The following is a 13,921-nucleotide window of genomic DNA, read 5'->3' as shown; positions in this document are numbered from 1 at the left end:
TGTGATGTCGGCGACTCCGGCGCCGGAGACTGAAGGAGCGGACTTGCCCAAGAGCTGGTTGGTCGCGTCGGCGGCGGTGTTCGTCGGGGCGTCGGTGGTGCCCCCGGCGGTGGCGGTGGTGGCGGTGGCGGTGCCGCCAGCGCTTCGTTGAGCTCGGAGAACGGGTCGGCGCAGCCGGTGATGTCGACGTGTACCCCGCCGACGGAACCGCATACCGCCGCGTGCGCGGGGGCCGGGATCAGCACGGGGACCGACGCCCCGACGAACACCGCCGCCGACGCGACCAACCAGCTCTTGGGCAAGTCCGCTCCTTCAGTCTCCGGCGCCGGTGTCGCCGACATCACACAGATTGTGGCAGCTCATTGTGCCCGCCCGGGACCGAACACGCGTGGCCCACCGTCCCGGCCCGGGAGCCGGTCTTTGCCGCATCTGCACCGCCTCGGGCCGCTTCTGTGCATCGACACAGCGTTCGGCCGGTTCCGCGACGACGAATCGTGAATAAGGCCCGTAGCCGAAATCTCAGCCCGGCGCGCAAAGACGAATTAGCAGGTATTGGTATGTCCAAGGCCTAGTCAGCGCGTTGTTTGACGATTATGTCTAATCGGTCAGCGAACTGTTGACAGATGAACTAAATTTCCCGGTGTGCGACGCCGAGACGCCGGGCGACGCACGAAACACGGTGGCGATGTCGCCACCGACGGCGTCCGTGTGGGCTCAGATCGCGATAGAGCAATCTTCGAGGGGAGTCGCGATCTGAGCGCACACTCACAGCGTCCGCGCGCTGGTGAACCGTCTCCGGATGCCCGTCACGGGATCGGTGAACTCCAGGGTCTGCGCGAGCAGCTTGAGTGGCGTCGTGAAATCCCCGGCGGCGACGTCGACGACCTCGGGATACAGCGGGTCTCCGGTGATCGGCAGCCCGAGCGAGTTCATGTGGACACGCAACTGGTGAGTGCGCCCGGTGCGCGGAAGAAGCCGGTAGCGGCCGTCGCCGCTGTGCTGCACCACCGTCTCGGCGTTCGGCTCCCCCGGCTCCTCAACAGCCTGTAACAGGCCCCGCCGCTTGATGATTCGGCTACGCACCGTCACCGGGAAGTCACGGTCGGTGGGCGCCGACGAATGCGCGAGATACGTCTTAGCGGCTCCGCCCCGCGCGAACATCGTCTGATACGCGCCGCGGACCGCACGGCGGGCGGTGAACACCAGCACCCCGGCGGTCAACCGGTCCAGCCGATGCGCGGGGCTGAGTTCGGGGAGGTCCAGCTCGCGGCGTAACCGCACGAGCGCGGTCTGGGCGACGTGGCGGCCGCGCGGCATGGTCGCCAGGAAATGCGGTTTGTCGACGACGACGAGGTTCTCGTCCCGGTACAGGACGGGCACGTCGAACGGCACCGGTATCTCGTCGGGCAGCTCGCGGTACAGGTACACCACTGAATTGGGTTGCAGCACAGTATCAGCCGTGACGACCGTGCCGTCCGCGGTGAAAACCTCGCCGTTGAGCACCTTCTGCGCGGCGGCCTCACCGAACCGGTCGGCGAACTCGACCAGCACGGCCCCGCCGCGCAACCGCACCCGCGCCGGCCCGAGCCCGTCACGCACCGGAAGCGGTGCGGGTCGTCTCACGTGAGCGGGACGGGTTCGAGGATCTCCGCGCGGGCCTCCGGCGCGGACGCGCGCAACGCGTCGGCGGACTCGTCGTCGGGCTGCGTCTGCGACAGCACCTCGGCCTCCACCCGCGCCAGGTAGGTCGCGACCTCGCGGTCGGTGTCCTCGGCACTCCAACCCAGCACGGACGCAACGACTTCGGCGACCTCGCGGGCGCAGTCCACACCACGGTGCGGATATTCGATGGAGATCCGCATCCGTCGGGCGAGGATGTCCTCGAGGTGCAGCGCCCCCTCCGCGGCGGCGGCGTAGGCGGCCTCTACCTTCAAGTACACCGGCGCCTCGGTGATCGGCTCCAGCAGCTCCGGCCGCCCGTCGGCCAACGCGAGCACCTCACCGATCAGCGACCCGTAGCGGTCCAGCAGATGCCGGACCCGGTATGGATGCAGACCGTAATGCGTCCCGACACTTTGGGTTTGGTTCACCAACGCGAAGTAGCCGTCGGCGCCCATCAGCGGCACCTTCTCGGTGATCGACGGCGCCACCCGGGTCGGGATGAACTCGGCGGCGGCGTCGATCGCGTCCTCCCCCATCACCCGGTAGGTGGTGTACTTGCCGCCGGCGATGGCCACCAGGCCCGGGGCCGGCACCGCGACCGCGTGCTCCCGCGACAGCTTCGAGGTCTCCTCGCTCTCGCCGGCCAGCAGCGGGCGCAGTCCGGCGTACACCCCGTCGATGTCGTCGTGGGTCAGCGGCGTGGCCAGCACCTTGTTGACGTGGCCGAGGATGTAGTCGATGTCGACCTTGGTCGCCGCCGGATGAGCCAGGTCGAGATTCCAGTCGGTGTCGGTGGTGCCGATGATCCAGTGTGTGCCCCACGGGATGACGAAGAGCACCGATTTCTCGGTCCGCAGGATGATGGCGGCCTCGCTGACGATGCGGTCGCGGGGCACCACGATGTGCACGCCCTTGGACGCGCGCACCCGAAACCGGCCGCGCTGCTTGGACAGTGCCTGGATCTCGTCGGTCCACACCCCGGTCGCGTTGACGACCACGTGGCCGTGCACCTCGGTGACCGCACCGTCCTCGGAGTCGCGCACCCGCACGCCGGTGACCCGGTCACCTTCACGCAGCAGCGCGACCACCTGGGTCGACGTCCGCACCACCGCGCTGTAGTGGGCCGCGGTGCGCGCCACCGTCATCGTGTGGCGGGCGTCGTCGACGACGGTGTCGTAGTAGCGGATTCCGCCGATCAGCGAGCTGCGCTTGAGCCCCGGTGCGAGCCGCAACGCACCGGCACGGGTCAGATGTTTCTGCGCCGGAACCGATTTCGCGCCGCCGAGCTGGTCGTAGAGGAAGATGCCCGCAGCGATGTAGGGCCGTTCCCACCAGCGGTTGGTCAGTGGGAACAGGAACGGCATCGGCTTGACCAGATGCGGCGCCAGCGTCGTCAGCGACAGTTCGCGTTCGTGCAGCGCCTCACGCACCAGGCCGAACTCGAGCTGTTCCAGATAGCGCAGACCGCCGTGGAACATCTTGCTGCTGCGACTCGACGTTCCCGAGGCGAAGTCGCGGGCCTCGACAAGCGCGACCTTCAGGCCGCGGGTCGCCGCATCCAGCGCGGCGCCGGCGCCGACGATGCCACCGCCGATGACGATCACGTCGAACTGTTCGCTGCCCAGCCGCTCCCAGGCGCGGATGCGCTGTTGCGGGCTCAGAAACGTCAGGCCGTTGCCTGGAGCGGGGATCGGGTCGCCCACGTCGACGGCTCCTCGCTACTCGTCAGTACGGGTTGTCATGTCCCAGGCTAGCCGGATCAGTCCAGATCGTCGTGCGCCATGAGCCGGCGGGCGGCTTCGACGATCGAACCCGACAGCGACGGATACACCGACAACGTCTGCGCCAGATCGGTCACCGAGATGCGGTTCTGCACGGCCAGCGCGATCGGCAGGATCAGCTCCGACGCGATCGGCGCCACCACCACCCCGCCGATCACCACCCCGGTGGCCGGCCGGCAGAAGATCTTGACGAAGCCGTGCCGCAGCAGCGACATCTTCGCCCTGGCGTTGGTGTTCAGCGGCAGCATCAGGGTGCGGGCCGGCACGCTGCCGTCGTCGATCGCCGACTGCGGGATGCCCACCGCGGCGATCTCGGGGCGGGTGAACGTCGCCGACGCCACCGTGCGCAGCCGGATCGGCGACACCCCCTCGCCCAGGGCGTGGTACATCGCGATACGGCCCTGCATCGCCGCCACCGACGCCAGCGGCAGCAGACCGGTGCAGTCGCCGGCGGCGTACACACCCGAGGCCGGGGTGCGTGACACCCGGTCGACCGGGATGTAGCCGCCGGGTTTGAGCTCGATGCCGACCCGTTCCAGGCCCAGGCCCGTGGTGTTCGGCACGGAGCCGACCGTCATCAGCGCGTGACTGCCCTCGACGACGCGGCCGTCGGCGATGGCGACCCGCACGCCCGTCTCGGTGCGGGTGACCGACTCGGCGCGGGCGTTCTTGATCAGCGTCACGCCGCGCTCGTTGAACACCTCCTCCAGCGCGGCCGCGGCGTCGGAGTCCTCGTGCGGGAGGATCTGGTCCCGGCTGGCCACCACCGTCACCGTCACGCCGAGTTCGGTGTAGGCGTTGCAGAACTCGGCGCCCGTCACCCCGGAGCCGACGATGATCAAGTGGCTGGGCAGCTCGTTCAGGTCATAGAGCTGCCGCCAGGTCAGGATCCGCTCGCCGTCGGGCACCGCGTTGGGCAACACCCGCGGGCTCGCGCCGGTGGCGATCAGCACGACGTCGGCCTTGAGCACTCCGACCTTGCCGTCGCTGGTGGTGACCTTCACCCGGTGGCTGGCCATGCCGGAGATGTCGTCGACGAGTTCGCCGCGCCCCCCGATGATGGTGACCCCCTGGTTGAGAAGCTGGCTGCCGATGTCGGCCGACTGCGACGAGGCCAGCGTCTTGGCGCGGTTGTTGATCTGCGGCAGCGAGATCTTCGCGTCCTCGATGCCGATGTCGAAGCCCATGCCCTCGGCGCGGCGCAACTCGGTGCGCACCCCGGTCGAGGCGATCAGCGTCTTCGACGGCACGCAGTCATACAGCACGCATGCGCCGCCCAGGCCGTCCTGGTCGATCACGGTCACCTGGGTGACGTCGCGCCCCCGCGAGGCCGCCACCAGAGCCGCTTCGTATCCCGCTGGTCCTCCGCCGATGATCACGATGCGCGTTACCACGTTTCAAACCTAGGCCACGGAGGTTGCCGAGGCGTTCACAGATGGGTCCCGTACAGGTCCCGCCGGATGGCGGCCGGGCGTCTAAGCTTCTCGCGTGCCGATCTACGCCGCCTACGGATCGAATATGCATCCCGAGCAGATGCTGCAGCGGGCCCCGCACTCCCCGATGGCCGGGACGGGCTGGTTGCACGGCTGGCGGCTGACGTTCGGCGGCGCGGACATCGCGTGGGAGGGCGCGCTGGCCACCATCGTCGAGGACCCGAACTCGAAGGTGTTCGTCGTGCTCTACGACGTGACCAAGGAGGACGAGGAGAACCTCGACCGCTGGGAGGGCTCAGAGCTCGGCTTCCACAAGAAGATCCGGTGCCGGGTGGAGCGCACGTCGTCGGACACCGACACCGACCCGGTGCTGGCGTGGCTGTATGTGCTGGACGCGTGGGAGGGTGGCATCCCGTCGGCGCGCTATCTCGGGGTGATGGCCGACGCGGCCGAAATCGCAGGCGCCCCACCGGAATACGTGCACGACCTGCGCACCCGTCCGGCCGGTAACGTGGGCCCAGGCGCGTAGCGTCAGAGCAGCGGCCAGTGCCGCAGCGCCATGTCGGCCAGCCGCTGCAGTTCTCGGCGGCCGACGCCGTTGGCGGCCTGGACCGCGATCCCGTTGGCCACGGTCATCACATAGCGGGCCAGCAGCCCCGGATCGGCCTCCGGCGGCAGATCGCCTTTCTTGACCGCCGCGCGGAAGCGCTCCCGCAGGTGTGACACCGCGTCTTCGCGGCACTCGATCAGCACGTCGCGGGCCGGCAACCCCGCCGTCCCCGCCGTCAGCGAGCCCTGGACGACCAGACATCCCGCGGGCCCCCCGGGACGGGTGGTGGTGCGCACCGCGCCGCGCAGGAACGCCTCGGCCACGTCGCGCGCCGTCGGTTCTGCCAGCGCCGCGGTGAGATAGCCACCGGGGCCGTCGAGGTAGCGGCGCAGCGCCGCCCGGAACAGTTCCTCTTTGTTCCCGAACGCCGCGTACATGCTGGTGCGGGTGATGCCCATGGCGTCGGTCAGGTCGGTCAGCGAGGCGCCTTCGAAGCCGCGTTCCCAGAACACCACCATGGCCCTGTCCAGAGCTTCATCGATGTCGAAGCTTCTGGGCCGGCCGACCGAAGACGTTCTGGGCGATCCCATTTCGCCGCGATCCTACCCCTTCTGCACCGATCGGTAGGGAGCGTGCGCACATTAAGTATCGATCGGTGCAGAAGTGTTACGTTGATATCGCACCGATCGGTACAGAAATAGAAGAGGCCAGCACATGGACACACTGGAGAACAAGACCGCGGTCGTCACCGGCGCCAGCACCGGCATCGGACTGGCTGCCGCACAACGACTCGCCGACGAGGGCGCCCACGTCTTCATCACCGGCCGGCAGCAGGCGGCACTAGAGGACGCCGCCGCCTCCATCGGCTCCGCGGCCACCCCCGTGGTGGGGGACATCGCGCGCGCGGCCGATCTGGACCGCCTCTACGACGCCGTCCGAGCACGTGGTCGGGGCCTCGACGTGCTCTTCGCCAACGCCGGGCTGGCCGTACTCGGGCCGCTTAGCCACGCCTCCGAGCAGGACTACGAGCAAAACTTCGACGTCAATGTGCGCGGGACCTGGCTCACCGTGCAGAAGGCGGTGCCGCTGCTCAACGACGGCGCGGCCGTGATCGTGAACTCGTCCATCCGCGCCGAGGACGGCTGGCCGAACTTCGGGCTCTACTCGGCATCCAAGGCCGCGGTGCGCTCGCTGGTGCGCAGCTGGGCCAACGAACTCAAGGACCGCGGCATCCGCGTCAACGCCGTCTCGCCGGGCGCGATCGACACCCCGGGTCCCGAGAAGCTCGTCGGCCCGGAGGAAGCGGCGGCGTTCAAGGCCGAGCTGGCCAAGGGCGTGCCGATCGGACGGCTGGGACTGCCCCAGGAAGTGGCGGGCGTGGTGGCGTTTCTGGCCTCGGCCGACAGCAGCTTCATCTACGGCGCGAACATCGACATCGACGGCGGTGAGCACCAGTTCTGAGGACTGGCGTGTCCGTGGGTCCACCAATTCATCGCCTTACGGTGACCTTATTTCTCTCTTAATTTTCTTAGATTGCGTGTAGGGTTACGCCCAAGCGACCGTCGCGACGGAAGGAACCCGCATGCTGCAGTCTCCTGGGCGGATCATCCTGGTCACCTGCGCGTCGAGCGGCGTCGGCGCCGACGTGGCGCGCCGCGTCGCCGGGCCGGACACCCACGTCATCGTCCACCACCACGGAAGACCCGAGCGCGCCGAGGACGTCGCCCGGGCAATCCGTGCCGAGGGCGGGAACGCGTCGACGATCGCCGCCGACGTCCACGACGAGTTCGCCGTCTCGGCGATGATCGACACGGTCCGCGCCCGTTTCGGTCGGCTGGACGCGCTGATCCTCGCCGGATCAGGCAGCCTGGTCGACGGCGGCGCCGCACGGCGGCTCGCGAAACTGGCGATGCCGCTGTTGCCGGCCGGCGCCCGGATCGTGTTCGTCACCAGCCACCAGGCCCACTTCTACCCCCACAAGGCGGTACCGAAGGGCTACGCCGGGATCGCGGCGAGCCAGCGGGCCGGCGAGACCGCGCTCTACGGCATGCGGTCGGAGTTCGCGCACGCCGGCATCGGGTTCACCGTGGTCTCCGCCGAGATGACCGACGACACCGTGATGGTGCCCGCGGTGGCCACCGCCGCGACCACCACGCAGCCGTCCGGCATCGTCTACGTGGGCAGCGCCGGCTAGCCGTCCCGGGCGGAGCGCACCGCCGGGGCGGGCCACGGCGAGGGCACCGGGCGGTACCGGATCCGCTGCGGCCACCAGAACCAGCGGCCCAACAGCGCCGCGATCGACGGCGTCATGAACGACCGGATCACCAGCGTGTCGAAGATCAGGCCCATGCCGATCGTCGTGCCGACCTGACCGATGATGGTCAGGTCGCTGATCGCCATCGTCATCATCGTCAGCGCGAACACCATGCCCGCCGCCGTGACCACCGATCCGCTGCCGCCCATCGTCCGGATCAGACCGGTCTGCAGGCCGGCGTGGATCTCCTCCTTGAGCCGGGCCACCACCAGCAGGTTGTAGTCCGCGCCCACCGCCAGCAGGATGATCACCGCCATCGGCAGCACCATCCAGTGCAGTTCGATGCCGACGATGTGCTGCCAGACCAGTACCGAGAGCCCGAACGACGCGCCCAGGGACAGCACCACCGTGCCGACGATCACCGCGGCGGCGACGATCGCGCGGGTCAGGATCAGCATGATGATGAAAATCAGTCCGATGGCCGCGATCCCGGCGATCAGCAGGTCATACCGGGTGCCGTCGGACATGTCCTTGAACGTGGCCGCGGTGCCGCCGAGGTAGATCGTCGACCCCTCCAGCGGCGTGCCCTTGATCGCCTCCTTGGCGGCGGTCTTGAGCGCGTCGATCTTCTCGATACCCGCCGGCGAGAGCGGGTCCCCCTCGTGCGCGACGATGAACCGCACCGCATGGCCGTTGGGTGAGATGAATTGCTCGATACCGCTTTGGAAGTCGGCGTTGTCGAACGCCTCGGGCGGCAGGTAGAACGTGTCGGCGTTCCAGGCGTCGTTGAAGGCGTCGCCCATCGCGCCCGCGTCCGCTTGCATCTCGGCGCCGGCCTCGAGCTGGCTGTTCTGCGTTTGGTACATCGTCAGCATCATGTCGCGCTGCGACTTCATCGACTCGATCTGCGACGGCATCAACTCGATCAGCTGAGGCATCAGCTCGGCGAGACGTTCCATCGTCGGAACCAGGTCCTGCACGGTGTCGGTCATCATGTTCGTCTGATCGATCAAGTCGAAGATCGACCGCATCGACCAGCACACCGGGATGTTGTAGCAGTGCGGTTCCCAGTAGAAGTAATTGCGGATCGGCCGGATGAAATCGTCGAGATCGGCGATGTGGTCCCGCAGTTCGGTGATGTCGACCGCCATGTTCTTCGTCTTGGCGACCATGGTCTGGGTGATGTCGGACATCTGGCCCATGAGGCTCTGCATCTTCTCCATCGTGTTGATGGTTTTCTGCAGTTCCTCGGCCTGGACGAGCATGTCGTCCATGCGGTCCAGCAAGTACTTCTCGTTGAGCTGCTGGGTGGTGCCCTGGCGGCTCATGATGTACGGGATCGAGGTGCTCTCGATCGGTTTGCCGTCCGGACGGGTGATGGTCTGCACCCGGCCGATCCCCTCGACCGCGAACAGTGCCTTGGCGATCTTCTCGATGACGATGAAATCCGCCGGGTTGCGCAGATCGTGGTCGGTTTCGACCATCACCATCTCGGGGTTCAGCCGGGCCGGGGAGAAGTGCCGTTCGGCCGCGGCGTATCCGACGTTGGACTGGATGTCGTCGGGAAGGTAATTGCGGTCGTTGTAACTGGTCTGATAGCCGGGCAGGGCCAGCAATCCGATCAGCGACACCGCGACGCTGGCGACCAGGATCGCACCCGGCCACCGCACGGTGACCGCGCCGATCTTGCGCCACCCACGGACCCGCATGGCGCGCTTGGGCCGCAGCAGTCCGAACTTGCTCGCGATCGTCACCACGGACGGCCCGAACGTCATCGCCACCAGAATCAGCACCAGCATGCCCAGAGCCAGCGGCACACCGAGGCTCTGGAAGTACGGCAACCGGGTGAAGCTCAGACAGAACGTCGCGCCCGCGATGGTCAGACCGGAGCCGACGATGACGTGCGCGGTGCCGCCGAACATCGTGTAGTACGCCTCTTCGGAGGTCGCACCGGCCGACATCGCCTCCTGGTAGCGGCCGATCAGGAAGATCGCGTAGTCCACCGCGATCGCGATGGCAAGCGTCACCAGCAGGCTCGTCGCGAAGGTCGACAGGCCGATGATGTCGTGGAACCCGAGGAACGCCACCGCGCCGCGGACGGTCAGCAGGCTCAATCCGACCATCACCAGGATCAGCAACGTGGTGACGATCGACCGGAAGAACAGCACCAGCATGATCGTGATGACCAGGAACGTCAGCGCCTCGACCGTCCGCATGCTGCTGTGGCCGGCCTCTTCCTGTTCGGCGGCCAGCGCCGACGCGCCGGTGACGAACGCCTGCACCCCGGCGGGGGGCTGGCTTTCGGCCACGAGTTCCTGCACGGCGCGCACGGATTCGTTGGCCAGCGCCTCACCCTGGTTACCCGCGAGATAGACCTGGAAGTAGGTGGACTTGCCGTCCGCGCTCTGCGCACCTGCCGCGGTCAGCGGGTCGCTCCAGAGGTCCTGGACGTGCTCGACATGTTTGGTGTCGGCTTCCAGCGCGCTGATCAGGTCGGCGTAGTAGCTGCGGGTGTCGTCACCGAGGGGTTCCTCGCCCTCCAGCACGATCATCACCGAGCTGTTGGACTCGTACTCCTCGAACACCTTGCCGATGTGTTCCATCGAGATGACGGCAGGAGCCTCGTCCGGGCTCATCGACACCGACCGCAGCTTGCCGACCTCTTCGAGCTGCGGCACCGAGATGTTCAGGAACGCGGCGACGGCGACCCAGATCAGGATGATCGGGATCGAGGCTCGGCGGATGAACCGGGCGATGCCGTAGAAGTGCGGCTTGTGCCCGTCCACCGGCGGCTCCTCCAGAGGGCTTTCTCGAAAGTCGTTACGGCACAGCCGCCTTCGACATGAAGTGGGAGAACTGTCGAGTTAGACTAACCAATCGGCTAACTTCAGACAAGCCGGTCGGCTAACTAGTGGCGTGGCACGGCGCCGAGCCGGGATGTGATCTGGGATACAGTTCGCCCCGACCCGGTGATGCAGCGGGAATGAGGAAACGATGGCCAAGCCGGTTGCCACCCGCGGTTTCGCGCGGGAACGGGTGCTCGACGCCGCGCTCGAGCTGTTCGCCGATCACGGCGTGAGCGGCACGTCGCTGCAGATGATCGCCGACCGGCTCGGGGTGACCAAGGCCGCCGTCTACTACCAGTTCCACTCCAAGGACGAGATCGCGCTGGCCGTCGTCAAACCGGTGTACGACGACATCGAGCACCTGCTACGCATCGCCGAGACCCTGCCCACCGCCGAGGCGCGGCGCAACGTGTCGATGAGCGGCATGGTGGAGTTGATCATCCGGCATCGCCGCGTCTCCAGTGTCTTCCACGGCGACCCGACCGTGCACCGTCTACTCGAGGACAACGACGCATTCCGTCACATCGGCGACCGGCTCGCCGCCGTGCTGCTCGGCCCGGACCCCGACACCGCCACCCGGGTGGCGATCTCGATGCTCAGCGCCGGCGTGCACGGCTGTGTCACCGACCCCACGATCGCCGACCTCGACGTCGCGCAGTTGCGTGAGGTGCTGCTGGCGCTGACGAAGAAGTTCCTCGACGTGTGCGTGCCCGCTGACTGACGAGGCTGCGGCGAGCGTGCGCATACTTCCCGGCTAGGGTGCGCATCATCGGGAGAATCCGCGGCGTGGCGGCCGCAGACACGCACCCTCGCGAAAAGGAGGTGCAGGGGCCTACGGGGTGGCGGCGCTCTGTTCGACGAGGTTGACCATCAGCCGCACCCCGACACCGAGCGCGCGCTCGTCGAGGTCGAACGTCGGCTGGTGCAGATCCAGCTGACGGCCGCGCCCGCTCCACACCCCGAGCCGGGCCATGGCGCCGGGCACCTCCTCCAGATACCAGGAGAAGTCCTCCCCGCCGCCGGACTGCCTGGTGTCGGCGAGCACGTCGGGGCCGATCGCCTCGATCGCGTGGGTCATGATGCGCGTGGAGATCTCCTCGTTGACCACCGGCGGCACCCCGCGGCGGTACTGCATCACATGCTCGATGCCCAGCGGCGCCAGCAGTGACGAAACAGATTCCTGCACAATGTCTTCGAGCGTCAGCCAGGTCTCACGGCTGGCGGTGCGGATGGTGCCGGTCAGCGTGCCGGTCTGCGGGATCGCGTTGGCGGCCGTCCCGGCGTGCACCGCGCCCCACACCATCACGGTGCTGTTGCGCGGATCGATGCGCCGCGACAGCACACCGGGCACCCCGGTGATCAGCGTGCCGAGCCCGTAGACCAGGTCCCCGGTCAGGTGCGGACGTGAGGTGTGCCCGCCCGGCGAGTGCAGCGTCACCTCGACGTGGTCGGCCGCCGACGTGATCGGCCCCGCCTTCACCGCGACCCGGCCCACCGCGAGGTGCGGATCGCAGTGCAACGCGAAGATCCGCGACACCCCGGTCAGCGCACCCGCGGCGATCGCGTCGAGCGCGCCGCCGGGCATCAGCTCTTCGGCGGCCTGGAAGATCAACCGCACCCCGACGGGCAACTCGGCCACCGAGGCCATCGCCAGCGCCGCCCCCAACAGCACCGCGGTGTGCCCGTCGTGGCCGCACGCGTGCGCGACGTTGGGCACCTCCGACGCGAACTCCAGTCCGGTGCGCTCGGCCATCGGCAGCGCGTCCATGTCGGCGCGCAGCGCCACCCGCGGCGCGTCGTCCGGCCCGAAGTCGCACGTCAGGCCCGTCCCGCCGGGCAACACCTTCGGGTTGAGGCCGGCCTCGGCCAGCACCGAGGCGACGAACTGCGTCGTCTTGAACTCCTGGCGGCCGAGTTCGGGATGGCGGTGCAGGTGCCGGCGCCACCCGACGAGGTCGTCGTGGTGCTCGCTGAGCCAACGCGCGGCCGCATGCTTCAGCACGTTCATGAGGCGCGCCTCTGGCACCGCTCCAGCACCCGGTCCCGTTCGGTGCCGGACTCGGCCAGCGCGACCACGGTGCGGGCCAGCATGATCGCGCCCTCGATCACCGCGGTGTCGGCGCTGGCGTTCACGGCGGCCGCGGTGAACTCCGGTTGATGGATCGACGCGCCGCCGGCGTCGATGCCGACGACCGGATGGATGCCGGGGATCACCTGCGTCACGTTGCCCATGTCGGTGCTGCCCAGCGGCAACGACGCCTCCACCTCGGCCGGCACCGGCGTGCGGCCCATCCGCTGCATCTCGGCGCGGAACGTCTCGGCCATCCAGCGGTCGGGGGCCAGCTCGGCGTACGCCGGCGCGGTCTCGTCGACGACGTGCGCGCAGCCGGTCGCGACGGCACCGGCGGCGAAACAACCCGCCATCCGGGTTTCCAACGCGCGCAACGACTCCGAGTCGGTCGCCCGCATCGTGTAGCGCATCTCGGCGTGCCCGGGAATGACGTTGGAGGCCTGGCCGCCGTCGGTGACGATGCCGTGCACCATCTGCCCGGGCGCCAGTTGCTGGCGCAGCAGCCCGATGGCCACCTGCGCCACCGTGACGGCGTCGGCGGCATTGATCCCCAGATACGGGGCGACCGCGGCGTGCGACTCGCGGCCGGTGTAGCCGATCGTCATCTCCGAGAGCGCCAGTGACCGCGCGGCCGCGATGTCGACCGGGCCGGGATGCAGCATCACCGCGGCGGCGATGTCGTCGAACACGCCCGCGTCGAGCATCAGCGCCTTGCCGCCGCCGAGCTCCTCGGCCGGGGTGCCGAGCAGAACGACGGTCAGCCCGAGGGTGTCGGCGACCTCGGCCAGCGCCAGTGCGGTGCCGACCGCCGAGGCCGCGATGATGTTGTGCCCGCAGGCGTGCCCGATGCCGGGCAGCGCGTCGTATTCGGCGCAGACCCCGACGACCAGCGGCCCGCCGCCGAAGACGGCGCGGAACGCGGTGTCCAGCCCGGCCACGCCCGCGGAGATCTCGAATCCGCGCTCGGCGACCAGCGCCTGCGTCTTGGCGCAGCTGCGATGCTCGGCGAACGACAGTTCCGGTTCGGCGTGGACGGCGTGCGACAGCTCGATCAGGTCACCGCGCCGGTCGTGCACTGCGTCTTCGACGCAGGTCGACGCGGCGGCGGTGGGCATGCAGGCAAGTATCTCACTGCACAAACGCCCCAACTAAGCTGCCGCCTGTGGACGACCCGGTAGCAGAGGCCCGGCGGGCAGCCGAGGCGCTGCGCACGCGCACCGGCGTCGACGCCTACGACGTCGCCGGCGTCCTGGGCTCGGGGTGGAGCCGGGCAGTTCGGCCATCGGGACGACCACGGCCGGATCGCCGAGCCGCGCGGCGGCCG

At 68.6% G+C, this 13,921-nt stretch carries 11 protein-coding genes; 4 read left to right on the top strand and 7 right to left on the bottom strand.

The features are described 5' to 3' along the window. Positions 1 to 765: 765 nt before the first annotated feature. Genes ASJ79_RS06340 through ASJ79_RS06330 form a run of 3 tightly spaced genes read right to left on the bottom strand, consistent with a single transcriptional unit; the run spans position 766 to position 4,837 of the window. The gene (locus ASJ79_RS06340) at positions 766 to 1,623 is read right to left on the bottom strand and encodes a pseudouridine synthase (RefSeq protein ID WP_067953886.1); all 858 of its coding nucleotides are present in this window, start codon (positions 1,621 to 1,623) and stop codon (positions 766 to 768) included. Continuing rightward, positions 1,620 to 3,365 carry a glycerol-3-phosphate dehydrogenase/oxidase gene (locus ASJ79_RS06335; RefSeq protein WP_067953885.1) on the bottom strand — a complete coding sequence of 582 codons (1,746 nt, stop codon included), beginning with the start codon at positions 3,363 to 3,365 and terminating at the stop codon, positions 1,620 to 1,622. The genes ASJ79_RS06340 and ASJ79_RS06335 overlap by 4 nt, the downstream gene beginning before the upstream one ends. Before the next feature lie 56 nt (positions 3,366 to 3,421). Continuing rightward, complete coding sequence (locus tag ASJ79_RS06330; protein WP_067953884.1) at positions 3,422 to 4,837, bottom strand: NAD(P)H-quinone dehydrogenase; 1,416 nt, start codon at positions 4,835 to 4,837, stop codon at positions 3,422 to 3,424. A gap of 94 nt (positions 4,838 to 4,931) precedes the next feature. On the opposite strand from ASJ79_RS06330, the gene ASJ79_RS06325 reads away from it, so the two are divergent. Continuing rightward, positions 4,932 to 5,405, top strand: a complete 474-nt coding sequence (locus tag ASJ79_RS06325) for a gamma-glutamylcyclotransferase (RefSeq protein WP_067953883.1) — start codon at positions 4,932 to 4,934, stop codon at positions 5,403 to 5,405. 2 nt (positions 5,406 to 5,407) lie between these two features. On the opposite strand, the gene ASJ79_RS06320 is transcribed toward ASJ79_RS06325, so the two are convergent. Then, positions 5,408 to 6,016, bottom strand: coding sequence for a TetR/AcrR family transcriptional regulator (locus ASJ79_RS06320; protein ID WP_067953882.1), 609 nt, complete (start codon positions 6,014 to 6,016; stop codon positions 5,408 to 5,410). Between the two features lie 124 nt (positions 6,017 to 6,140). Here ASJ79_RS06320 and ASJ79_RS06315 point away from each other — a divergent pair, with 124 nt between their 5' ends. Continuing rightward, complete coding sequence (locus tag ASJ79_RS06315; RefSeq protein ID WP_067953881.1) at positions 6,141 to 6,887, top strand: SDR family NAD(P)-dependent oxidoreductase; 747 nt, start codon at positions 6,141 to 6,143, stop codon at positions 6,885 to 6,887. Between the two features lie 121 nt (positions 6,888 to 7,008). Continuing rightward, positions 7,009 to 7,620, top strand: a complete 612-nt coding sequence (locus ASJ79_RS06310) for an SDR family oxidoreductase (protein ID WP_067953880.1) — start codon at positions 7,009 to 7,011, stop codon at positions 7,618 to 7,620. On the opposite strand, the gene ASJ79_RS06305 is transcribed toward ASJ79_RS06310, so the two are convergent. After that, entirely contained in the window at positions 7,617 to 10,466 is a 2,850-nt protein-coding gene (locus ASJ79_RS06305) for an RND family transporter (RefSeq protein WP_231750745.1), read from the bottom strand. The genes ASJ79_RS06310 and ASJ79_RS06305 overlap by 4 nt on opposite strands. Positions 10,467 to 10,674: 208 nt before the next feature. Between ASJ79_RS06305 and ASJ79_RS06300 the strand changes: the two genes are divergently transcribed. Next, positions 10,675 to 11,247, top strand: coding sequence for a TetR/AcrR family transcriptional regulator (locus ASJ79_RS06300; protein ID WP_067953878.1), 573 nt, complete (start codon positions 10,675 to 10,677; stop codon positions 11,245 to 11,247). Between the two features lie 111 nt (positions 11,248 to 11,358). On the opposite strand, the gene ASJ79_RS06295 is transcribed toward ASJ79_RS06300, so the two are convergent. Both ASJ79_RS06295 and ASJ79_RS06290 read right to left on the bottom strand, forming a co-directional pair. After that, on the bottom strand, positions 11,359 to 12,534 hold the full coding sequence (locus ASJ79_RS06295) for a M20 family metallopeptidase (RefSeq protein ID WP_067953888.1): 1,176 nt from the start codon (positions 12,532 to 12,534) through the stop codon (positions 11,359 to 11,361). Further along, complete coding sequence (locus ASJ79_RS06290) at positions 12,531 to 13,712, bottom strand: M20 family metallopeptidase (RefSeq protein WP_067953877.1); 1,182 nt, start codon at positions 13,710 to 13,712, stop codon at positions 12,531 to 12,533. Before ASJ79_RS06290 ends, ASJ79_RS06295 begins: the two co-directional genes overlap by 4 nt. Between the last annotated feature and the right edge of the window lie 209 nt (positions 13,713 to 13,921).

Source organism: Mycobacterium sp. NAZ190054 (genome assembly GCF_001545925.1).
Taxonomy (GTDB): domain Bacteria; phylum Actinomycetota; class Actinomycetes; order Mycobacteriales; family Mycobacteriaceae; genus Mycobacterium.
This window is presented reverse-complemented; position numbering and strand designations above follow the sequence as displayed.

What these genes read in the sequence shown, in the direction of transcription:
- ASJ79_RS06310 (WP_067953880.1), top strand. Translation starts at nt 7,009, where the DNA reads ATGCTGCAGTCTCCTGGGCGGATCATCCTGGTCACCTGCGCGTCGAGC.
- ASJ79_RS06295 (WP_067953888.1), bottom strand. Translation starts at nt 12,534, where the DNA reads ATGAACGTGCTGAAGCATGCGGCCGCGCGTTGGCTCAGCGAGCACCAC.
- ASJ79_RS06320 (WP_067953882.1), bottom strand. Translation starts at nt 6,016, where the DNA reads ATGGGATCGCCCAGAACGTCTTCGGTCGGCCGGCCCAGAAGCTTCGAC.
- ASJ79_RS06290 (WP_067953877.1), bottom strand. Translation starts at nt 13,712, where the DNA reads ATGCCCACCGCCGCCGCGTCGACCTGCGTCGAAGACGCAGTGCACGAC.
- ASJ79_RS06315 (WP_067953881.1), top strand. Translation starts at nt 6,141, where the DNA reads ATGGACACACTGGAGAACAAGACCGCGGTCGTCACCGGCGCCAGCACC.
- ASJ79_RS06300 (WP_067953878.1), top strand. Translation starts at nt 10,675, where the DNA reads ATGGCCAAGCCGGTTGCCACCCGCGGTTTCGCGCGGGAACGGGTGCTC.